This window comes from Aneurinibacillus uraniidurans, from assembly GCF_028471905.1.
Lineage (GTDB): Bacteria > Bacillota > Bacilli > Aneurinibacillales > Aneurinibacillaceae > Aneurinibacillus > Aneurinibacillus uraniidurans.
In genome coordinates, this window is record NZ_CP116902.1 from 1,564,341 (window position 1) to 1,585,925 (window position 21,585).

At 45.4% G+C, this 21,585-nt stretch carries 25 protein-coding genes and 1 riboswitch; of the genes, 17 read left to right on the forward strand and 8 right to left on the reverse strand.

Annotated elements, in window-relative coordinates:
- Positions 1–148 precede the first annotated feature (148 nt).
- On the forward strand, positions 149–484 hold the full coding sequence (locus PO771_RS07840; RefSeq protein ID WP_272562706.1) for a phage holin family protein: 336 nt from the start codon (positions 149–151) through the stop codon (positions 482–484).
- A 57-nt stretch (positions 485–541) separates the two neighbouring features.
- On the opposite strand, the gene PO771_RS07845 is transcribed toward PO771_RS07840, so the two are convergent.
- On the reverse strand, positions 542–736 hold the full coding sequence (locus PO771_RS07845) for a hypothetical protein (RefSeq protein WP_272562707.1): 195 nt from the start codon (positions 734–736) through the stop codon (positions 542–544).
- A gap of 161 nt (positions 737–897) precedes the next feature.
- Positions 898–1,107, reverse strand: a complete 210-nt coding sequence (gene tlp, locus PO771_RS07850) for a small acid-soluble spore protein Tlp (protein ID WP_272562708.1) — start codon at positions 1,105–1,107, stop codon at positions 898–900.
- A 196-nt stretch (positions 1,108–1,303) separates the two neighbouring features.
- On the opposite strand from tlp, the gene PO771_RS07855 reads away from it, so the two are divergent.
- Positions 1,304–1,525, forward strand: coding sequence for a hypothetical protein (locus PO771_RS07855; RefSeq protein WP_272562709.1), 222 nt, complete (start codon positions 1,304–1,306; stop codon positions 1,523–1,525).
- Between the two features lie 81 nt (positions 1,526–1,606).
- Here PO771_RS07855 and uptA read toward each other — a convergent pair whose 3' ends face one another.
- Positions 1,607–2,203 (reverse strand): undecaprenyl phosphate transporter UptA, encoded by a 597-nt coding sequence (gene uptA, locus PO771_RS07860; protein WP_272562710.1) that lies wholly within the window; start codon positions 2,201–2,203, stop codon positions 1,607–1,609.
- Positions 2,204–2,423: 220 nt separating this feature from the next.
- Here uptA and PO771_RS07865 point away from each other — a divergent pair, with 220 nt between their 5' ends.
- From PO771_RS07865 to PO771_RS07875, 3 genes are all read left to right on the forward strand, one after another.
- Complete coding sequence (locus PO771_RS07865) at positions 2,424–2,645, forward strand: hypothetical protein (protein ID WP_272562711.1); 222 nt, start codon at positions 2,424–2,426, stop codon at positions 2,643–2,645.
- A gap of 125 nt (positions 2,646–2,770) precedes the next feature.
- A complete protein-coding gene (locus PO771_RS07870; RefSeq protein ID WP_272562712.1) occupies positions 2,771–3,532 on the forward strand; it encodes a ClpP family protease in 762 nt (253 codons plus the stop codon).
- A complete protein-coding gene (locus tag PO771_RS07875; RefSeq protein ID WP_272562713.1) occupies positions 3,529–3,753 on the forward strand; it encodes a YlzJ-like family protein in 225 nt (74 codons plus the stop codon). The genes PO771_RS07870 and PO771_RS07875 overlap by 4 nt, the downstream gene beginning before the upstream one ends.
- A gap of 51 nt (positions 3,754–3,804) precedes the next feature.
- Here PO771_RS07875 and PO771_RS07880 read toward each other — a convergent pair whose 3' ends face one another.
- The 4 genes from PO771_RS07880 to PO771_RS07895 all read right to left on the reverse strand — a co-directional run bounded on the left by PO771_RS07880 (position 3,805) and on the right by PO771_RS07895 (position 8,348).
- A complete protein-coding gene (locus PO771_RS07880) occupies positions 3,805–5,076 on the reverse strand; it encodes a hypothetical protein (protein ID WP_272562715.1) in 1,272 nt (423 codons plus the stop codon).
- A gap of 657 nt (positions 5,077–5,733) precedes the next feature.
- The gene (locus PO771_RS07885) at positions 5,734–6,138 is read right to left on the reverse strand and encodes a DUF5367 family protein (protein ID WP_272562716.1); all 405 of its coding nucleotides are present in this window, start codon (positions 6,136–6,138) and stop codon (positions 5,734–5,736) included.
- Positions 6,135–6,722, reverse strand: a complete 588-nt coding sequence (locus PO771_RS07890; protein WP_272562717.1) for a TetR/AcrR family transcriptional regulator — start codon at positions 6,720–6,722, stop codon at positions 6,135–6,137. The genes PO771_RS07885 and PO771_RS07890 overlap by 4 nt, the downstream gene beginning before the upstream one ends.
- 390 nt (positions 6,723–7,112) lie before the next feature.
- On the reverse strand, positions 7,113–8,348 hold the full coding sequence (locus tag PO771_RS07895) for an MFS transporter (RefSeq protein ID WP_272562718.1): 1,236 nt from the start codon (positions 8,346–8,348) through the stop codon (positions 7,113–7,115).
- Between the two features lie 304 nt (positions 8,349–8,652).
- Between PO771_RS07895 and PO771_RS07900 the strand changes: the two genes are divergently transcribed.
- The 7 genes from PO771_RS07900 (at position 8,653) to PO771_RS07930 (ending at position 16,582) form a co-directional block, all read left to right on the forward strand.
- Complete coding sequence (locus PO771_RS07900; protein ID WP_272562719.1) at positions 8,653–9,207, forward strand: cysteine hydrolase family protein; 555 nt, start codon at positions 8,653–8,655, stop codon at positions 9,205–9,207.
- An 87-nt stretch (positions 9,208–9,294) separates the two neighbouring features.
- Complete coding sequence (locus tag PO771_RS07905; RefSeq protein WP_272562720.1) at positions 9,295–10,227, forward strand: transglutaminase domain-containing protein; 933 nt, start codon at positions 9,295–9,297, stop codon at positions 10,225–10,227.
- Positions 10,228–10,364: 137 nt separating this feature from the next.
- Positions 10,365–12,944: an FtsK/SpoIIIE family DNA translocase gene (locus PO771_RS07910; protein WP_272562721.1), complete on the forward strand. Its 2,580-nt coding sequence runs from the start codon at positions 10,365–10,367 to the stop codon at positions 12,942–12,944.
- Between the two features lie 10 nt (positions 12,945–12,954).
- Positions 12,955–13,428, forward strand: a complete 474-nt coding sequence (mscL, locus tag PO771_RS07915) for a large conductance mechanosensitive channel protein MscL (RefSeq protein WP_272562722.1) — start codon at positions 12,955–12,957, stop codon at positions 13,426–13,428.
- A 27-nt stretch (positions 13,429–13,455) separates the two neighbouring features.
- Positions 13,456–13,902 (forward strand): cyclic-di-AMP-binding protein CbpB, encoded by a 447-nt coding sequence (gene cbpB, locus PO771_RS07920; RefSeq protein ID WP_272562723.1) that lies wholly within the window; start codon positions 13,456–13,458, stop codon positions 13,900–13,902.
- A gap of 506 nt (positions 13,903–14,408) precedes the next feature.
- Positions 14,409–16,316 carry an oligoendopeptidase F gene (pepF, locus tag PO771_RS07925; protein ID WP_272562724.1) on the forward strand — a complete coding sequence of 636 codons (1,908 nt, stop codon included), beginning with the start codon at positions 14,409–14,411 and terminating at the stop codon, positions 16,314–16,316.
- A gap of 83 nt (positions 16,317–16,399) precedes the next feature.
- Positions 16,400–16,582 carry a hypothetical protein gene (locus tag PO771_RS07930; RefSeq protein WP_272562725.1) on the forward strand — a complete coding sequence of 61 codons (183 nt, stop codon included), beginning with the start codon at positions 16,400–16,402 and terminating at the stop codon, positions 16,580–16,582.
- Between the two features lie 59 nt (positions 16,583–16,641).
- On the opposite strand, the gene PO771_RS07935 is transcribed toward PO771_RS07930, so the two are convergent.
- Entirely contained in the window at positions 16,642–17,241 is a 600-nt protein-coding gene (locus PO771_RS07935) for an ECF transporter S component (RefSeq protein ID WP_272562726.1), read from the reverse strand.
- 7 nt (positions 17,242–17,248) lie between these two features.
- Positions 17,249–17,403: riboswitch (FMN riboswitch) on the reverse strand.
- 132 nt (positions 17,404–17,535) lie between these two features.
- Here PO771_RS07935 and PO771_RS07940 point away from each other — a divergent pair.
- From PO771_RS07940 to PO771_RS07960, 5 genes are read left to right on the forward strand one after another with little or no spacing between them, the layout of a single operon-like run.
- The gene (locus tag PO771_RS07940) at positions 17,536–18,534 is read left to right on the forward strand and encodes a YncE family protein (RefSeq protein ID WP_272562727.1); all 999 of its coding nucleotides are present in this window, start codon (positions 17,536–17,538) and stop codon (positions 18,532–18,534) included.
- A 38-nt stretch (positions 18,535–18,572) separates the two neighbouring features.
- Positions 18,573–19,199, forward strand: coding sequence for a response regulator transcription factor (locus PO771_RS07945; protein WP_422665003.1), 627 nt, complete (start codon positions 18,573–18,575; stop codon positions 19,197–19,199).
- A gap of 3 nt (positions 19,200–19,202) precedes the next feature.
- Positions 19,203–20,624, forward strand: coding sequence for a sensor histidine kinase (locus tag PO771_RS07950; RefSeq protein WP_272562729.1), 1,422 nt, complete (start codon positions 19,203–19,205; stop codon positions 20,622–20,624).
- A gap of 12 nt (positions 20,625–20,636) precedes the next feature.
- Positions 20,637–21,050: a FixH family protein gene (locus tag PO771_RS07955; RefSeq protein ID WP_272562730.1), complete on the forward strand. Its 414-nt coding sequence runs from the start codon at positions 20,637–20,639 to the stop codon at positions 21,048–21,050.
- A gap of 23 nt (positions 21,051–21,073) precedes the next feature.
- On the forward strand, positions 21,074–21,478 hold the full coding sequence (locus PO771_RS07960) for a hypothetical protein (protein ID WP_272562731.1): 405 nt from the start codon (positions 21,074–21,076) through the stop codon (positions 21,476–21,478).
- Positions 21,479–21,585: the final 107 nt, after the last annotated feature.

Consider the following 21,585-nt stretch of genomic DNA (forward strand, 5'->3'; position numbering starts at 1 on the left):
TACCATGCCGTATTAGCCTTGCAAGTGAGAGGGCCGATTGAATGTGTTGAAGCGTTGTGGAGAGCAGCTAGGCGGATAGAAAAAGTATGAAACGAAAATTAGTCGTCTACGTATAAGTAGCAAAGAGGAAAAGAGAGGGGGAGACGAGATGAAATGGATCTGGCACTGGGTATTGTCGGCTGTCGCTTTATTGATCGTTGCCTGGTTATTTAACGGAATCTGGTTTGATACAGTTGGTGCTGCATTTATGGCTGCTCTTGTATTAGGGGTTATCAATACCATTCTACGTCCGATTTTGAAGCTGCTCGCTTTACCAATCACCATTTTGACCTTTGGAATTTTTTCGCTCGTTATTAATGCGGCGATGCTTACTCTAGCCGGGCATCTAGTCAGTGGGTTTCATGTCAGCGGCTTTTTCACAGCCTTTTTTGCCTCCATTGTGCTGTCTATTGTGAGCAGTGTGTTGTATGCGGCGCTGGAATAGCACAAAACAGGAGCTATCCCACCATTTGGGACAGCTCCTGTTTTTGTATGAAGAAGACTACGCCATCAGCTTCAGGCTTTGCGTAATCACACGAGTTTCTTCTTTTGTCAGTTGTTTTCCATTGTAGTGAACTTCATGCTGGTCGAGAAAATCAGCCAGGTTCATCGCAATATTCCATTCAAATCGGTCATCAAAAATATCCGTCAGTTCTACAGGTTCACCAGAGCACAGAACGTCACGAATTGTTTTCATACGTAATAAAACACCTTTCTTTAGGCAAAGTCATTGTTATGCACGCGTTCTATCGTACGTCATCCTTCACATAAAGTCCATAGGCATGAAAGTGTTGGTTTCGCTTTCAAATATGTATAAATTGTGAACCGGGATAAACCCGGCTCATGGAAACAAAAAAGTTATTTGCGTGCTTCATCCTTAATCTCACTACGCATCGATTCGATGCTGTTGCGGCGGCGTTCGTTTTTCTCTTCAACTTTATGACGCTGCTCTTCGCTCATATGCGTATTGCTCATCGTCTCTTCTGCGGCTTCGATGTTTCCGATCGTGTTTTGAATCATTTCCTGTAGTTTTTGCACGTTGTCCTGACGGTTATCTGGTTTCGCCATCGAAATTGCCCCCTTACAGAGAATGTAGATGCAGACTGCATCCGAAACTATTGTGCAACAACGAAACAAAACATATGCAGCACTAACAAAATATAATGATAAATATGCAAAATTTGCATTTTTTAACAAGTGTATTCATCGTTATAATAAACTTACATAAGTTATGAAATATTCAGAAGACTGAGGAGGAGCGGGGATGCACGATCCGCGGAAGTGTGAGAATTGCTGGTGGATATGTGGAAATACAAATCAATGTCTGTTTTTAGAGGAACTGCAACAGTTACAGAAAACGCCCAAACAAACCGTATGCTGGGGATGGCGCCCGATTGAAACAGAAGAACGCCATGCTTATCTGGCTTCACACGGGCGAGAAGTGGACCGAATCGGACGCTTGCCTGTCTGGACAGAATGTTTGTAGCTGCATCCAGCCTCAGTCATACAAAACAAGGCCCCTGTTGTCCAAAATGGACAGAGGGGCCTTGCTTTGTAAGGAAAGTAATTAGGCATTTTTCCGTTTTTTACGAAGAATGTTAAGTATGTATAACACGGTAGCGATGATTGCAATCCAGACTAGCGGCTGTACATAAGGGGCAGCTTTCTCATTGATATGTTCCCACTGTGCACCGAGCTCTCTGCCTAATGTTACGAACAGAATGGACCACGGGATAACCGCAAGCGTTGTATACAACGTAAACTTAGTAAATGACATACGGGCAATACCAGCGGGAATCGAAATTGCATGGCGCACAACGGGAATGAAACGAGCGGTAAAAATTACGCCGACACCGTATCGATTAAACCAGTATTCCGCGAGGTCGATTTGCTTGCTGTGAATAAACAAATATTTCCCGTATTTTTCAAGGAACGGGCGTCCGCCATAATAGCCGATCCAGTACAAAAATAACTGGGCGATTGTGCCCCCGATCGTGCCCGCGATGATGGCACCGACGAACGTGATAGAACCTTGGGAGACAAGAAACCCTCCATAAGCGAGTACAATTTCACTCGGAATTATTTCAATCATTAATCCGATCGCAATGCCGAAATAGCCGAGATCGCTTAAAAACATAAGCACGGAATGAACAAATTGTTGCATGACTCCTCCTCCTTGTTTGCTACTTTACATTGTACTGCGCAACGAAATTCCCGACAAGGATAAGATTGGAACTAGGACCATTCAGGAGTTATGCAAGTCTATTCTCCTCTTTTAGATAGCGAAAAAAGTAACAAGGCATGGTGTCTATCGCTCTATTTTATACCAAAAATTTAACAGGTATAATGAAACTAACGATAATGAAAGCAGGAGGCGAGTGTTCATGAAAAAGCAGCGGACAGCCGTGCTAGAAAAGCCTAGCTCCGGAACGAGATCAGCTGTGTTGTATGGGATGCAGTCGGATGCTGAAGTAGATATGTACCGCAAAGTACGCGCATACCTGCTTCAAAATCCACGGGCCAATGCGATGCAGGTAGCCAATGCGACGAATGTATCTGTCTATAAGATTACACAGTTTGTACGCGAAGGACTTCTTCGCCATTAGAAGCTATACGTACTAAAAGCCGGATGATTGCTCCCGGCTTTTTTTTGTGCTGTATGTGCATGTATGATTTACCGAAGCTGTTTCATACTAGAAAGAGCCAACGTATAGAGGAGGGTCTTTCTAGTATGCGAGAGCAAATGAATGAATTCGAACCGCAGCCGATGCCGCAGGACCCGGAGAAAGCTCCGGTGCAAGAACCACGCAAGGCTGTTACTGAGATGATTCAGCAGTTCGGTCAGACCAATGTGCCAACGATGTCAGAGAACAATATTTTCTGTTTGCCGATCATTGGTCAGATTGAAGGTCACCTGCAGCTGCCGCCCCAAAACAAAACGACAAAATACGAACACCTTATTCCACAGCTTGTCGCAGCCGAGCAAAATCCGCAGGTGGAAGGTGTACTTTTGATTTTAAATACAGTCGGCGGTGATGTGGAAGCAGGATTGGCGATTGCGGAGATGATGGCTTCGATCTCGAAGCCTACCGTATCGCTCGTATTAGGCGGTGGTCATAGTATTGGTGTACCGATTGCTGTATCGACAGATTACTCGTTTATTGCCGAAACCGCGACGATGACGATCCATCCTGTGCGCTTGACTGGACTTGTCATAGGAGTGGCCGAAAGCTTTGAGTATATGGAAAAAATGCAGGATCGCGTTGTGAAATTTGTGGTTAATCATTCGAAGATAGGGGAAGAGCAGTTCCGTTCGCTTATGCTGAAAGTCGGTGAACTTAGCCGTGATGTTGGCACAAATGTAGTCGGTACGAAAGCAGTAGAGTACGGACTAATTGATGAAGTGGGTGGACTTGGTCAGGCTATTGCAGAGTTGCGCAAACGCATTGAGGCGAATCGTCCAATCAAGGAGCAGGAGCAGGTGGTTCAATGATCATCTATTCTGCGATGCCACTGGAATTGATTTTTCAAAATGACCATCAGGAAGCATATGAGCATACGGAAGTGCAGCTAAATGGTGTGACGATGCTTGTCCAACCATGCGGCGTGAATGAAGCAAGGATTGTCCGGCTAATTAGCCCAAATCCGTACGATTATATGAATCCGAATTATGCACCAGGACAGAAGATTTATTTTAGACCGCAGTTTGAGTAAAATGCAAAAAGGGGCTAACTCAAAAGGTTATGAGTTCACCCCTTTTCATTTCTATACTTCATCTAATTCAATTACATCTCCACTAGTCGCAAGTACGCCGTATTGGCAATCAAGTTTCCCGCACAATATATATCGTTTTTGTTCAAAATCATATACATATACCGGGGTTAGTTCGAGTTTTGATTGTATTTTTTCAAAAGCATCTTCTTTGCTGGTTGTAACAACATCAGATGCAGTATACTGTTCGAACATTTTTAAAAACAGTTGGTTATCAAAATAGTTCACAGCCTCATAATGCATAGAATCAATAAAAACTTTCAATTTTCGTTGAGGTACCCGTATATTCTCGATTTGTTTTAACTCTGCAATGATATATCGTTTATCACGGTGTAAGCTGATTAACATCCAATTAGCAGTATCGTTAGGAAACTCTTTTCGTAAAAAAGCTAAAACTCCTGCGATCGCCATTTCCTGATCATGCTTTGTTAAAGGAAGCGTGTCGGGGTGAGGCATGAATGAGAAAGCTTGATCCGATGTTACGCAATCGTTTGTTACATTCAATGGTCGTTCTTCAAATTTTTCATGAATCGGGGTATCCCATTCCATCATTTTTTCTATTTTTAAGTACGATCGTCTGTCTACCATGACCTCAAAAGGAATGGTTGTTTTTTTGTCATTGGAAACGTATAGTTCCTCCATCGCATAGATGGGGAGCCACTTTTCTTGTTTTTTTGAAGGGAATTCAAAAAGTTTCCATTGTTCATACGCGACTTGTTTTATATCAGAATCTAATGTAAGCGTGTAATTGACTTTTTCTACGGGGTCATTTGAGGGGAAATCTCCAAAAATAGAAAACGAAAGCAACTTCCCGGTATCATCAAGTTGTATTTCTATATGTCCCGGTGGTGAAACAGGAATTCCGTGAAGGCATGACTGAAATAGCATTTTCGTTTCTTCTTCTTTTTTAATTTGAAATTGATGATGATACGTTAAACCTGTTTCCTTCTCAATCCAATGTATTATGTCATGAGAGTCATGTTTATCGAACGCTAACGTAGTTGCTCCTGCTTTTCCACCTACAAAAATAATACTTTTCAAACGGCGGCTTCTCAGGTCCAGATCTACAACAGCGGTACCTGTTGGATTAAGCCCATCTTCTGTTCGCTCCGTGATATGTTCTGGAAACCATTCCATCGATAACGTATAATCCGTACCATTAAAAATATTTTTGTGGGAATATATGTTTGCTGTATGTAGACCATAAGAGTGTAAACCGATTTTTTCCTTTGTAAGGTCGACTAATTTTTTTAGTTGTAGGTCCATGGTATCTCTCCTGCATTGGTGTCTTAGTGGTGTTCGGCTGCAAAGGTAGAGTGATTGACTTAAACAAGCCAGGTACACAATCATAGCCTGTCTTGTACTAAGAACAGAAGATAATTACGTTGTGCATATCTTTTTTCAAAATATATACGTCTTCGCCAACGACTTTATATGTAATATGGTTTTTCTCAAGACATTGGGTGAATGTTTGTCTGGATTCATCATTTGCGTATGAAGCTATTTTTATATATGTGTTGGAATCGGATTCGCTCTTTTCATACCACAAGATACATCCGCCTAGTAATAGTAACAGAGCCACTAGCGTGTATATTTTCTTCAAGTGACCATCTCCTTGCAGTTCAAAAAATCCCCTCATTTAACCATTTTATAAATATTATACCTATTATGTATATTATTAATTTTGAAAGGGGATTGCAATGAAAAAACATATATTCAAAATTATAAGTGGAAGAGCTTTCGGTATGCTGCTGACGTTTCCGAGGCATAGAGACTTCTGTCCATTCATTATTCTGCTTTATCCAAAAAAAATGAGTCAGCTACCCTGGCGAAACAGGGTAGCTGACTTGATTTACATAGACATGATTATCGAACGTAGTATGGTTCCATCTTTGTTTTACTTCACGTAAGTATTAACCTAATTTAACAGCACTTTGTTTTCTTTATTTTGTTAATCATTATAGGTATCACTAAATACAAAACGTAAGCAAAAGACATCCAAGCAGTAAAAGCGATAACTTGTGAATCGTCCAGCTTTGGAAAAATAAATTGGTGATTAGATAAAGAAAATGTATCTAATGTTAACCCAACAGACGTACCGATTACTCCAAATTTAAGTGGCGCGTTCTCTGATCTATCAAATAGTAAATATAAGTATGTAACACCGAATAATAAAATACCTGTCCCAACTATTAGCAAGGAGATACTAACTGTGAATGCATTGGTGCCAGGACTAAAGAGGACATATTCTCCAAAAACCACAAAAAACAGTGTAGCAAAGAACCATACTAAAACACCCCATAATGCTGTATATAAGTATTTTTTCATTTGCTATCCCCTTGATTTGCTAGGTTATTTAACCCTATAAATAATTGTTCAAGTTCCGCATACGTTTTTTCTACTGAGAAGTCTTTTGACAGTAAGGCCTGTAATGCTAGTCCGTCTACAATTGCGTTTAGAAGTATTCCCCATGTTTCTAATGAAACTCCCTTTACTGGTGATGCAGGCCATAGTTTTGATAAATTATCAGATAGAGTTCTGTTTTCTTTCATAATAATATCCCCAAGTTGTTCCTTTATTTTTTCATTAGTAAAGCCTGACACAACTAACAGTAAAAACAGTTTATGAAAAAAGGAATCGTGAGAACAACGACTTTTTGCTGACTCCACTGCCAGTCTTATGACATTCTCATTGCTCTGGGACAATTCATTCCATGTACGATCGCAGGTATCTTTTACAATCTCTAATAACAATTGTTCTTTTGTTCGAAAGTGATAATAGACAGTCCCTTGTGTCACTCCCGCCATCTCTGCAACGGCTCTTAAAGTGAATTTTTCAATTCCGTTAACAACTAGGCAATTCTTTGCATACGTAATTAACTCTTGCTTACTAATAATATTTGGCTTTGCCATATGTTCACCACCGCATAAGTTATTCAAATGACTAACTCCGTTTAAGGAGATTTTACCATTTGTTGTTTGTGATTTCAATGCAGATGCAGGATAATCTTTGCCTAGTTAAAGTGTCAAATAGAGGGCGTGTAAGTGTGGTGAGAAAAGAGAATGTGACAGTATATTTTCCTTTATAACAAAGGCAAAAGATTTATTTGTGCCCGTAGTTTGGGAGGGGAGCAGAAAACCTTTGATAGCAAATTTTTGGGGGAACATGCGAGTATGTTCCAAGTGTGATTGAAATGTTACGATGACTTAATCGTTTGAAGTGAATTTTCGATATCTCAACATACTCGCATGATTTTTATCGTTTCTTATGGACTTACAGAATAGAGAAATAAACCTCGTTTTTTACATCGTTTGCTCCAGTTCACCAGGTTTTTTTAGCTTAAACAGTGGAACGACAAATAGAAGACCAATAATGAACATAGCTGCCGCCCCTTCAAATACGATAAGAAGTGAAAACTTGTCTTTAAGCCATCCTGCTGTGCTCATCGAAATGACCATCATTCCTAAGAAAAACGGGTTTAGCACCCCATTGACGCGGCCGATGAACGACTGCTCTGTATTTTGCAAAATCAGCGTACTGATACCGACCATAAAGCATGGGAAGAAAAAGCCGACCATGAACTGTGCGACAACCGTCAGTGCAATTGAGGTTGAGAATCCCATCGTCGCCATCGCAATCGAGTCTGCCAGCATGCCGATAGCCAGCAACTTTTGCGGTGCGATTTTCTTCGACAAGACAGCGATCAGACCGCCACCAATCAGCATTGCAGCGCCATGTACCATCATGAACCACTGCAGATTCTCCTTCGGTAGGTTGAGACGCTCCGTCAGCAAAAATACGCCGAGCGGCTGCGTAACACCACTTGCGAGTCCAATAGCAGCAAAAGTTCCTGCTAAAGCGGTCAATACGTATTTGGATTTCACATATTGAATACCGTCACCGAGATCCTGCCAAAATCCAGTAGAAGCTTTCTCTTGAACATTGCTAGGATCATTCGGCAGTCGGGTTAGTACGGCAGCGGATAAGAGGAACGTGATGCCTGTCACAACAATTGACGTTTGAATGCCGAATGACTGAAAAATGAGTGAGCCGAGTACTGGACCTACTATCATGAAAACCGCTATGTTTGTCTGGAGTAGCGCCATTCCTTGTTGAACCTGCTCGGTTGGCACATGCTGCTTGAACAGCTTCATGCTTGAAGGTTGAGAAAACTGAGATAATATCGCCGATACGAGCGTCGCGAAGAATATAGTCTTCCATGATCCGAACAAGAGTGTGACGAAGACAGCAAACACAGAAGCAGCGCTTAGCATGTCGCACCAAACCATCGTTCGCTTAGGGCGCCATCGGTCTGCGAAAGTACCACCAATGAAAGAAAACAAAAAGATCGGGGCGTATTCCGCTACGGAAATGAGCGAGACCGCGTAAGGGTTATTACCTGTCTGCTCCATTACAAACAGTAAAATCGAAAAATTTCGTACCCAAATGCCGATTTGTAGCAATACGTTGGACAACAAAATTGTCCGGACAAATCGGTTTTGGAAAAGGCTTAATTTTGCAGGCTGATTGCTATTCATTATTCCACACCTTTCTTTATATCCATTTCTTTTCCTTCTACGTTATCGCCACAAACAAATCCTAATTCCACATCATCAAATTAAGTGTCTATAATATAAAAAAATGTAGACTTTAATGATTTTTGTTTGTTCTTTTATAGATATAATATAATTATGTTTGTTTTTAGTCAATGAATAAAACTAGATGTTTGTATGTTTTGTCTAGTATACAAAAACGAATTTTATCCATGAAACATGAAATTTTCTCATCGTTACTAACGTACTAATAACAAAGCGAAAAAAATGAGAGGGAGGAATTTCAAATATGAAAGCTTTCATTAATATTGACTATACTGTAGACTTCGTGGCAGATAACGGGGCGCTGACATGTGGAGAGGCGGGGCAGGCTATTGGAGATCGGCTCGCCGAGCTGACCAAACAGTTTGTTCAAGCCGGGGATTTTACTGTTATGGCGATTGATCTTCATTTCGCAGACGATGTACATCATCCTGAATATCGGCTATACCCGCCGCATAACATCAAAGGAGCGCCGGGACGAGAGTTATATGGTGCAGTACGAGAAGTATACGAAACACATCGTAGTTCAATTATGTGGCTGGACAAAACACGATACAGCGCATTTTGTAATACTGGATTAGCAGACGAACTCCGAAAACGCAGCATCACAGAAGTTCACCTAGGAGGAGTTTGTACGGACATCTGTGTTTTACACACTGCTGTGGATGCATACAATCTCGGTTTTACGGTTGTCATTCATGAAGATGCTGTAGCAAGCTTTGATCCGGTCGGTCATACGTGGGCATTGAATCATTTCAAAAATGCACTTGGGTTTACTGTTGTGCATTCATCAAACAGATAGAAAATAAGAAAAGGAGTTTACTATCTTCTTGTAGAATCTAAAATTTGGGAACTTCATTTCTCGGAGGGAGAAAATAGGGAGGAAAAAGTGGGGATAAAAAAAGCAGCGGTACTGTTTCTTAGCCTGGTTCTGTTATTTGGAAGTGCACCGACTGCATCAGCGGCCGTAGAAGCAAAAAACCAAAAGGCGTACGAACAGCTCAAAACGGCAATCCACGGGCATCTTACCAATCGGGACACGAGTTTCAAACTCGTTTTTCAAGGGCCGGGGGTGTATAAAATAAAAGGACTTGTCGAACAGGCTCTTGAAGAGATTTATAATCAAGATCAATATTTATATCATTCGATGGAGAGCAGCCAGATAGGAGCGAAAGTAGGGTCTAATAATAAGGTTACGCTTTATTTTACGATGGAATATCAGACAACAGCCCAGCAGGAAGCATATGTAACAGAGCAGGTGAAGAAAATTACAGCTTCAATTATCAAGCCGAGAATGAATGCACACGAAAAAGTGCGGGCCATTCACGATTATATCGTTTCTACGGTGTCCTATGATGAAAGCTTGAACCGATATTCAGCGTATGATGCTCTTGCATCAGGCACAACGGTGTGCAATGGCTATGCACAGCTAGCGAACAGGCTTTTGACCCAGGCGGGTGTTGAGAACCAGATCATTAGTGGTGAGGCGTCAAGTGGGACAGGCGAGGCGGAACCACATGCGTGGAATCTCGTCAAATTAGACGGAAAATGGTATCACCTCGATTGTACATGGGATGATCCGGTGCCGGATAGGAAAGGATCTATAGAATACATGTACTACAATCTGTCTGATAACCAGATAAAAGCAGATCACACATGGAAGACAGACAAGTTTCCACGCGCCTCCACTTCATATATGCAGACACTAGCATCACTTCGTATAAAGGATGCGAATCGGAGTGAGTTTTATAAAGATATGGAAGCAGAAATTCGGGAGGGTGAGGCTCTGCGCCAGTACAGCCGTAATAGAGGGAATAAGTAGCCATGACGGTCGCGTTCTGCTGTGATATACTAGGCGTACGCATGTGCGTATAAATCGGTAAAAAAGGCAACTGTGCCCATTGGAGCACCGGCTGCCTTTTTGTCCGTGATGAATATATACAGTAAGGTGGTGGAGCAATGGCAGGGAAACGATCGGCGAAGAAGAGTCAGGGGCAGGCGAAGCGTAGCTTTGGAGAGACGATGCGGTACGAATTGTACGGCCTAAGTGTCATTACGGTGTCGCTTCTTGTTCTGCTTACCTTTTCGAATCCGAGTTGGTTTGGCCGATATGTGTCCTGGATGTTCCGCATTGCTGCCGGATCATGGGATTTTCTCATTCCGCTTGTTGGGATTGGGACAGGCATATATGTAATGGTGCAGCGCAAATGGCCAAATTTTCTCAGCCAGCGCTGGATTGGTATTTTTCTGTTGTTTTTTGCCGTGTTGATCTGGAATCATATGCTGCTGTTTGAGCAGGTGACGGCAGGCGGACGGTTTGCAGACCAGTCGGTGATTAGCGTGACGTGGGAGCAGCTGCTCAAGGAAAATGCACAGATTAGCGCAGGTAAGCCGTCGACAACGGATGTCGGGGGCGGGATGCTTGGAGCGCTTGGCTACGGACTATTTTCATCCGGGGTCGGTAATGCCGGAACAACGCTTGTTGTGGTGTTTCTCGTACTTATTGGATTGATGCTGACGTTTAACATTTCGTATGTACGCATTCTTGCAGCGGTGCGTCGCCTGCTCGGTGCAGGTGGGGTGCGGATGAAGGAAGCGGGAGAAGATGCGCTGGCATTGCTAAGTGAGCGCCGAGAACGACGCCAGCAGGAGAAGGAGGCACAAGCAGCTATCGAAGCGGAGTTCGCAGAGGAAGAGGAGAATGACGGTTCAGCAGATGAAGCGAAGCCAGGTCTATTCACACGCTGGATGGATAAGCGTCGGGCACAGGAAGAAGAACCTGCACAACCGAGCAGACAGGGGCGTACCCGTACAGAGCGTAAGAAAGTGAGCGAACCGGCTGTTCTGCCGGATATGGATGACTTTATAGAACCGCAGGAAGAGATTATCGTCGACCATTTTGCAGATCGTGCATATGGAGAAAATCATGTGCCGCCGTTTATGCCAGAGACGGAAGAGAAGCCGGAAGCGCTGTACACACCACCTAGCGAGCCGACGGTGCAAATGGCAGGGTCGCAGATGAAGGTTATGCTTCGGGAACGCACAAAGCTAGAAACGAAAGAACCACCGATGCAGCAGGCGCCTGTGTCCGATGTGTCGCTCGCGTTTGACGAAGTGGAGCAGATGAATCAGCGGTATATGATGCCGAAACTTGATCTGCTTGACCGAGGCAAAGGTATGAAGCCGAATGCATCAGCGAAGGATGCGCAGCATAACGCACAGAAGCTGGTCGCAACATTAGAAAGCTTTGGCGTGCAGGCAAAGGTAAGTCGCGTGCAGCAGGGCCCAACGGTTACGCGCTACGAGATTCAGCCAGCGATTGGCGTCAAGGTTAGTAAGATTGTGAATTTGACCGATGACATTGCGCTGGCACTCGCAGCGCGCGGCATCCGGATGGAAGCTCCTATTCCGGGCAAATCTGCGATTGGCATCGAGGTGCCAAATGATGAAGTGGCACTTGTGACGTTACGTGAAGTGCTAGAAAGCCTTGAATATCAGAAATCAGAAGATAAGCTTGGCATTGCGCTCGGTCGGGATATTTCCGGGCAGCCGATCATTGCAAATCTAGCTCGCATGCCGCATTTGCTTGTTGCAGGAGCGACGGGCAGCGGGAAATCTGTGTGCATTAACGGCATTATTATGAGCATTTTGTTTAAGGCTAAGCCATCAGAAGTAAAGCTGATGATGATTGATCCAAAAATGGTTGAATTGAACGTGTATAACGGTGTGCCGCATTTGTTATCGCCCGTTGTAACCGATCCGCGCCGAGCTTCGATGGCGCTCAAAAAAGTGGTGCAGGAAATGGAGCGCCGCTATGAACTGTTCGCGAAAGCGGGGACACGTGATCTGGAGCGGTATAATGAACAGGCGCACCGCGAAGGGATTCAACCGCTGCCGCTTATTGTGGTCATCGTGGACGAGCTGGCAGATTTGATGATGGTAGCACCGGGGGATGTGGAAGATGCGATCTGCCGTCTTGCACAGATGGCGCGTGCCGCAGGCATCCACCTCATTATCGCTACACAGCGTCCGTCTGTTGATGTCATTACGGGTGTGATCAAAGCTAATATTCCGTCACGTATTGCGTTCGGTGTATCATCAATGGCGGATTCACGTACGATTCTTGATATGGGTGGTGCTGAGAAGCTGCTCGGCCGGGGAGATATGCTGTTTTTGCCGATGGGTGCATCGAAGCCCGTGCGTATTCAAGGCGCTTTTATTAGCGATAGCGAAGTAGAGCGTGTGGTAGAATACGTGAAAGGACAGCAGGAAGCGCATTATAGTCCGGAGATGGTGCCAGGTGAAGAAGCGGAAGCGGCCTATGATGAACCGGAGGATGATATGTATGAATCCGCAGTCGAGCTGGTACGTGAGGCGCAGACTGCATCGGTGTCACTGATTCAGCGCCGCCTGCGCGTCGGTTATACACGGGCAGCTCGCTTGATTGATATGATGGAAGCGCGTGGTGTTGTGGGCCCGTACGAGGGCAGTAAGCCGCGTGAAGTACTCATTCCGCGCCACGACCCGCAAATTTCGTAGCAGGAGGTTTATGGTGAAGTTTGTTGAGGAGTTTCGTAAGTTTATTAGCAAAGGAAATATTATTGATCTCGCGGTGGGGGTCGCACTCGGAACTGCGTTTAATAAAATTGTGACTTCGCTTGTCGAAGATATTTTGATGCCACCGATTGGAAAAGTGCTGGGTGGCGTAGATTTTTCGGCTCTTTATATTAATCTGTCCGGTACGAACTATGCTTCGCTCAACGCTGCCAAAAATGCGGGAGCTGCGACGATTAATTACGGGGTTTTCTTGAACAACGTGCTTCACTTTTTTATTATTGCGCTGACACTTTTTATAGTGGTGCGTGTATATAGTAGAATCGGAGTGCTGCGCAAACAGGAGGAAGCGGTGCAGGCACCGAAGAAAAAGGAATGCCCGTACTGTTTGTCTGATATTCCAGTGGCGGCGGTACGTTGTTCGGCCTGCACGTCTCATCTGGAGCCAGTAGCTGAGAAAAGTATGTAACCTACGACAAAAGGGATGGATCGATATATGGGGAAACTAGAAAAAGCAGTCCGACCGGAAGAAAGTATTGCGGATCTTGTTATTCCAGGAAGCAAAGTAGCGATTGTCCAGGAAGGCAATACGCTTGAACACGCCTTGCTTGTACTTATTAAATCGGGTTATACTGCGATTCCAGTCTTAGATCGGGATTATAAGCTTAAAGGGTTAATCAGCATGCCGCTTATTTTGGATACAGCGCTTGGCATTGAGCGAATCGAGTTTGAGCAACTTGGAACGCGTCGCGTAGAAGAAGTGATGAATACGAAAGTAGGCTGGATGCGGGAGAGCGGAACATTTTTCCGTGGGCTGGAGCTTTCGATTAATCATCCGTTTTTATGCGTAGTAGATGAAGAAGGTGTGTTCAAAGGTATATTGACACGCAAATCGATTCTAGCCACGCTCCATAAACAGATGAAAAACGCGCCAAAAGAATAAAAGTGTGAAACCGGGGAATGCTATATAGGCATTTCCCGGTTTTTTTTGTAATCACATAACTTTGTGTGGTGGGAGGGAGAGAAGAGAGAAGCCGTTCGCTCAGGTATGTTTGGCAGGGGGGGATAAACTGCCCGCTCCAGGAGCCCGGCGAACTCGCCCGCAAAGAAAAGCCCCACGATGTTTCTTCATAGAAGAATTGCAGGTAAAGGCCCGTTCACCGTTCTTCTTCCGCTGGGGAACAAGCGTACAGACGCTCTCTTGCTTCCCTCTTCTCTCCCTCCCAAACAAAGTTTGGATTCAAAAAATAAAAATATAAAAACATGTGGAGCGAAGCCGTACAAAATTTGCGCTTGAGTGGAACTGCCCAACTGTCGGCAGGAGCGGACAGTCTTTGCTTCTTCGCAGAGCGTAACCAAGTGACAAAGCGACTTCCTTCTCCGCTCCTCCACTACATGTTGGGCTACTCCTCATCTCCCAAGCCAAAATTGAAAGGAGAACTACTTACTGTGAAACAACGAACCATGCAAACAATCAGCGCCATTATGTTAGCGCTTACTTCTGTTTCTGTACCGTCCTCAATTCCGATCCGGGTCGTTTATGCGGCAGAAACTACAGTTCCGTCATATCAGACACGGGACGAGATTCCTGACATGTATAAGTGGAAGCTTGCACAAATATATGCGAGCCACAGAGCTTTTGAAGCAGATGTGAAAAAGGCAGAGAAGATGGCAGGCGTGATCGCATCGTATCAGGGCCAGCTGGCTTCGTCTCCACAGAAGATGAAGCAGGTGCTAGATCAGTATGTAGTGATGGCGCGGATACGAGACAAAGCATCACTATATGCGGGTGCTGGACTTGATGTACATACATCTGATTCGTCCTTGCAGGCGCTCTCAGATCGGGCAAGCAATATGAACCGATTCATAGGAGAAAAGACAGCTTGGATGACCCCGGAGATTGTAGCGATTTCTGATGAACGTATGAAAGCATTACTTGCCTCATCTGATCTTGCTCCATACCGCCTTTTTCTTGAAGACGTGCGTCGGAGCAAATCGCATATTTTATCACGCGACATGGAACGGCTGCTCGCTCAGACGTCTCCGCTTGCCGGAACTGCCGAGTCTGTATATAACATGCTGGTCAAAGATATCAAATTCCCGTCCATCAAAAACGAAGCAGGTCAGGATGTTCCGTTAACTCGTTCTAACTATGTGTCGTATCTCGAAAGTTCCAATCAATCTGTTCGTCGCGATGCGTTCCAGACATACTACAGAACGCTCCAAGGATTTCAAGACACATTTGCCCAGACACTAGCTGGCCAGGTGAAGGTGCATAATGCGTATGCGAAGGCGCGTCACTATAATAGTGCGCTTGCTGCAAGTTTGGAAGCGAATAACATCCCTGTACAAGTATACGATGAACTCATTGCAACCGTTCATGAGAATTTACCGCTCTTGCATCGGTATGTAGCTTTGAAGAAAAAAATGCTTGGTGTGCAGGAGCTGCATATGTATGACATGTATACGTCAACCGTGCCGCACAAGGAACGCTATATCCCGTACGAGGAAGCGAAACAGATTGTGCTAGACGGTTTGAGCGTTCTCGGGGAGGATTACACGACTGTACTGACGCAGGCGTTTGGGGACGGATGGATCGATGTGTATTCAACCGCTGACAAGCGCTCTGGAGCTTATCAGACCGGGGCGTATGATACGCATCCGTATGTGCTGCTTAATTACCAGGGAACAGCCGATGACGTGTCGACCATTGCTCATGAGCTCGGTCACGCGATGCAGACCTATTACTCCAACAAAAAGCAGCCATATATTACGGCAGGCTACCCAATTTTTACTGCGGAAGTTGCCTCTACATTGAATGAGCAGCTACTGTTTAAAAGTCGCTATGCCAAGGCAAAGACAAAAGAAGAAAAAATGGTATTGTTGAACGGCTATCTTGATAATTTCCGCAATACTTTGTTCCGTCAGGCACAGTTTGCAGAATTTGAGAAGCTTCTGCATGAGAAGGAACAGGCTGGTGAGTCACTAAACGCGGAAGCGATTAAAAAGCTGTATGTCGATCTTAACCAGAAGTATTATGGAAAAGCAGTTGTCAATGACCCAGAGATTGCGATGGAATGGGCGCGTATTCCGCATTTGTACTACAATTTTTATGTATATCAATATGCGACGAGTTTTGCTGCTTCCGCTGCACTTGCTGGACAAATTGAAACAGAAGGAAAAGTGGCTGTTGAGCGCATTCGCACGAAATTCCTGGAGGCCGGAAGCTCAGCGCCGCCGCTTGAGGTGCTAAAAGCAGCCGGTGTTGACATGTCTACTGCCAGACCTGTACAGGAAGCGATGAAGCAGTTCGAGCGAGCCCTTACGGAAATGGAAGAACTGGCAGCACAAAAATAATAAAAAATTTCACTTTCCCCCCACAAATGGGAAAAGAAACACGAATTATATGGTACAAAAAACATACGGACAGGGTGAATGAGATGAATCATGTAGACATGTATAATGCAGGGCGCATAGAGCTGCACGTAAGCTCCGCTGATGAAATGTACGAGACGATGACACGATTTCACATGACATACCCGAATGCGGTATTTGAGGATCTTGAATACATAGGCGTGGAGAATGGCAGTCTCGCCATTAAACTTTCCTACTCTGTAATATAAAGCAACATTACAAAAAAGGAGCCTCCTGTTAACGGAAGCTCCTTTTTGTATTGGATATCTCATTGTGAGACTGTCTTAATCGTAGGGCGAAGTCGCTGATAGATCGGGTACGTAATAATGGCTTCGATGATCCCTTTCATCAGGTTAAATGGGAACACCGCATACAGAATCAGCGCCCACAGGCTAGTAATGCTAGAATTAGCTGACTGTGACCAGGCCACAATCTCGGGTACGGACTTGCCAAGCAGTACTCCATAAGCCGGGATAAAAATAAAGTAGTTCGCAATCCCCATCACGCAAGCCATAACGATCGTGCCTGTAATCGTACCGACCCAGTAGCTAAGCTTGCTCTCGCGCATGAGCTTCATGAACCAGACCGAGACGACGACGAACGTACTACCAGCAATAAAATTCGACAATTCCCCGACGCCCATACTGTCCTGACTATATAAAATTGCATGAAGGACGTTCTTAAGTAATTCTACGATGACACCCGCCAGCGGCCCAAACAGTGTGGCTCCGACTAAAGCTGGAATCTCGCTAATCCCAAGTTTAAGAAACATGGGGAAAATCGGTAGCGGAATTTCTATGAACATCAATAGAAACCCGATTGCAGACAGCAGTGAAAGCACTGCCATTCGGCGTGTTTTTCCTCTCATTATGAAGTTCTCCCTTCTTCCATCCAGACTATACTGTCGGTCCCGGAATTACACCGGGTCAGCCGGACGCATACGATTTGCATCCGGGTCGCGGACTGCGGAACGAGTAAGAGGTGTTCCATCACCGCCGGTCGGGAATTACACCCTGCCCTGAAAGGAGTTGTGTTTTTGTTCACAACCTATGTAGAACTATGCCACGAAAATAGAAAATCGTCAATACTTCACATATTTCACACAATTTTTTTTTATAATGAATGTATTATGTAATGGAAGTGATCATAAGGAGAGAAAATCATGAAGGGAATACAGATGGCATGTCTGATCGGTATCATGTTCTTTCTGGCCATCGGTGTTACAGGCTGTGGATTTCGTTCGTTTGCAGCGGTTCCACTCGAAGACGATGTGCTCATTGTAGCGGGCACACAGTCTCGTACTGTTTCATTTTTGCAGGCGAATACGGGAGAGGTCATAACCGAGTGGAAGCCTCAATTTGCATTTAATCGGATGCTTCTTCTGCCCGATCACCACAATATTCTGCTCTATCATAAAAATGAAGGACAAGCACATGTCATTGATATGCGTGATGGAAAGGAAAAGGCGGTCTGGAAGATAGGGACTGGCATTGTAAACGCGGTTGCGTCAACGGATGGACAGACGATTTATCTGGCAGATCGGGATCATGGCTTACTGCGGTTCTACGGACTCGATGGTCAGGAGCGGATGAAAGTAAAGGTTGGTTCGTACCCGCTTACGATTATTCCGGACCCGAGTGGAAAATGGGTATACGTATACGATTTGCATGAAGCGAAGGGATATACGGTTGATGCGAAAGTCGGGCATGTAACGCGTACATTTGCTACGAATGAATCACCAATGGGTGGTCTGTTTATTCCGAAGCAGCAGGAGCTGTGGGTAGGTGGACATGGTGAGGGAGACGTGCCGGAAGAATCTATTACAGTGCTGAATGCTATGACCGGCCAGAAGCAGGGGAAAATACAAGCACCCTCAATGCCGGTTGATTTTGTACCATATAATGAAGATACAGTATTTGTGCTCAGTCATGGATCGAGTACATTGCGGCGCATTCGAGTCACAGACCATGCCATAACCGGAACGCTGCCGCTCGGTACGAGTCCGTTCGGAATGGCGATGGGGCGAGAGAAACTGTATATTTCCAGCTTTGAGGGCGGTCAGGTGTATGTTGTCGATCCGAAGCAGATGAAAGTGAGCAAGACAGTGCGGGTCGGTGGCGGGCCGATGCAGATAGTTGTACGGGAAGGTGGGCAATCGTGAGTCAGTTTTCAATATTGGTGGTAGATGATGAAGCACCGATGCGTGAGTTAATCGCCATGTATTTGATAAAAGAAGGCTATGAATGCGTGGAAGCAGAAGATGGAGAGGAAGCACTCGCACGACTTGTGGAACGCAGGTTTGATCTGCTTGTGCTTGATGTCATGATGCCGAATATGGATGGGCTTTCTGTATGTATGAAAGTGCGGGAAAAATCGGATGTGCCGATTATTTTTGTGACGGCACGAGGGGATGAATGGGATAAAGTAAACGGCCTTAAGATTGGGGCGGATGATTATATTGTCAAGCCGTTCAGCCCGCGTGAGCTCGTAGCCCGAATTGAAGCGCTACTGCGTCGTACGCATCGTCAGGTGGATGACATTGCAAGCATCGGTCCGCTTGAGATGGACATTAAGGGGCACAAAGTGCGAATTAATGGCATTGATTTGTTCCTGACATTAAAGGAGTTTGATTTGCTTGCCTGCTTTACTCGCCATATTGGACAAGTATTAAGTCGCGACCAGCTTCTCGAGATGGTCTGGGGCTATGAATATTACGGCAATGCCCGTACAGTCGATACGCATGTTAAAACGCTCCGCATGAAGCTTGGAGAGTATGCAAGTCTCATCCAAACCGTCTGGGGAATCGGCTATAAGTTTGAGGTGTAAGCAGTGAGAGGATTTACGTTAAAGCTGAATCAGCGGCTGTGGCTGCTCATTACATCCGGCATTGTGTTCACCGTACTGATGTCGTATGGGCTAACAGAATATTTATATGAAAAGTTGTATGTCCAGCAGGTTGAATCATCTCTGCGCTATCAGGGAGAACAAGTGGCCGGGATGTATAAGGGAGGACCGTTGACGGCTGCGTTTCGCCAGCAGGCGGAAAAGTTTAACACCGTATCGGGAGCAGAAATTTATGTAACGGAAAATCAACGTGAGCTGGGAGCCTGTCTGCCGTTTGAAGTGGAGTACAATGCCCTTATTACCGAAGAGGAGCGGAGCCGACTGTTAGCGGGGCAAACGGTAAGGAAGATCGGGTACGAAGAGAAGTTTGGTCGGAAGATTATGGCGGTAATTGTGCCGCTTTTAGATGGTAAGCGTCTGGCTGGGATTGTGTATTTGTATGTACCGCTTGCGACGATTACAGAGGCGTTCAGTGAAGCGCGTTATATTGTGCTGGCGACAGGCGGTCTGTTTATTCTTGTTTCCATGTATGCAGGTTTGCAAATCGTTACCCGTCTGACAAAGCCGTTGCGGGCGATGGAGGCGGCGGCAGGGGAGATGGCACGGGGCAATTTTGCCGCCCGTGTCGATGTCGGGATAACAGATGAAGTCGGCAGGCTCGGTCATGCGCTCAATCATATGGCGTCTGAACTTGCGGAAGTGGAGCAGCAGCGCAAAGAATTTCTCGCCAATGTGTCACATGAACTTCGCACACCACTTAGCTACATCAAAGGATACAGTGAGGCGATGATTGAAGGGGTTGTACAGACAGAAGCCGATAAGCAGCGATATGTCACGCTCATTTATCGAGAAGCAGGTCGTATGCAGCGGCTTGTGCATGATCTGCTTGATCTCGCACGCCTTGAAGGAGAGGCGTACCCGCTTGCGTTGATGCCGCTCCCGCTTGCCCAGCTGGTAGAAGATACACTGGCAAAGTTTTGTCCGTTTCTTGAAGAAAAAGGAGTACGGTTGACGATGGAGCTTGATCCCGATATGATCGTTAAGGGAGATCAGGATCGACTTGAACAGGTGATTCACAACTTGTGTGATAATGCGCTGCGGTACCTACCGGAAAATGGTCAGCTTACGGTAACCCTTATGAAGGCGGAAGGTGGACGTTGTCGACTCACGGTAGAAGATAACGGACCGGGCATTCCGCAAAATGAGCTGGCTCGCATCGGCGAGCGGTTCTACCGTGTAGATAAAGCACGTAATCGTCGAAATGGCGGAAGTGGTCTTGGATTATCGATTGTGCGGCAGATTGTTCATCTGCATGGTGGAACGTGGACGATCGAAAGCACCGTTGGAGTTGGCACAGTTGTGTCGATTTACTTGCCGTTGTATGAATATGAGGAGCAACAATCGTAAGGAGTGGGACGTATGATGAAACAACATGTATGGATTAGACGAGTATTGCTACTTGTCTTTCTGCTGGTAGCGCTCGTTGGCTGCTCAGCAAACAATACGCAAAAGCCAAGTGCGAATGCGGAACCTGCACCGATTGAAGTGGAATTCCAGACGAAGACATGGGCGCCAAAAGTTGGGGACACGCTGACATTCAAGTTGGTTGTCACACAAAATGGTCAGCCTTTGGACAAGCCGGACGACGTGTATATCGAACTTTGGAAAGACAAGCAGCGCGAAAACCATGAGACTGTTAAGCCGAAAAAAATTGGAGCAGGTCTATATGAATTGACACAAACGTATAAGGAGCCAGGCACTTATTATTTGATGTATCATGTCGAAGCAGGCGAAGTACATGAGATGTCAAAACGAAAAGTTGTCGTGGAGTAAAGAAGCTGTCCCGAAGCCAGAACATGGCAAACGGGACAGCTTTTTTTGTTGTGAAATCGAAAGTGTGGGGGGCGGGAGCGGGAGAAGGAAGGAGCCGTTCGCTTCGATACGCTTGCGGGCGCAAAGGTTCGTTCGTCGTTCTCCCTTCGCTGAGTAGGCGCGTACAGGCGCTCTTACTTCTCCCACTCCCCGCACAACGTTTCGATTTACAAAAAACATGTGATGCCGGATTGATGGTTTTCGTTCAAAAAGCGGGATCGGGTGGGGCAGCGGAACGCCTGTATGCGACTTCCCAGCGGAAGGGGGCAGGTGAACGGGTTTTTGCCCACAATGCTTCGATGCAAATACATCGCGGGCTCTTTTGTGGGCGAGTTCGCCTGACACCTGGAGCGGACAGTCCCGACTTCATAGCAAGCATACCTAAGTGACGAGGCCCCATCTGATCCCCCTTCGCCCATCCTTGCATTCAGCTTTCGCATACAAGCACCCGCCCTTTTGCTATCTCATACTGTATAGAGGAAAGCAGACAAGGAGG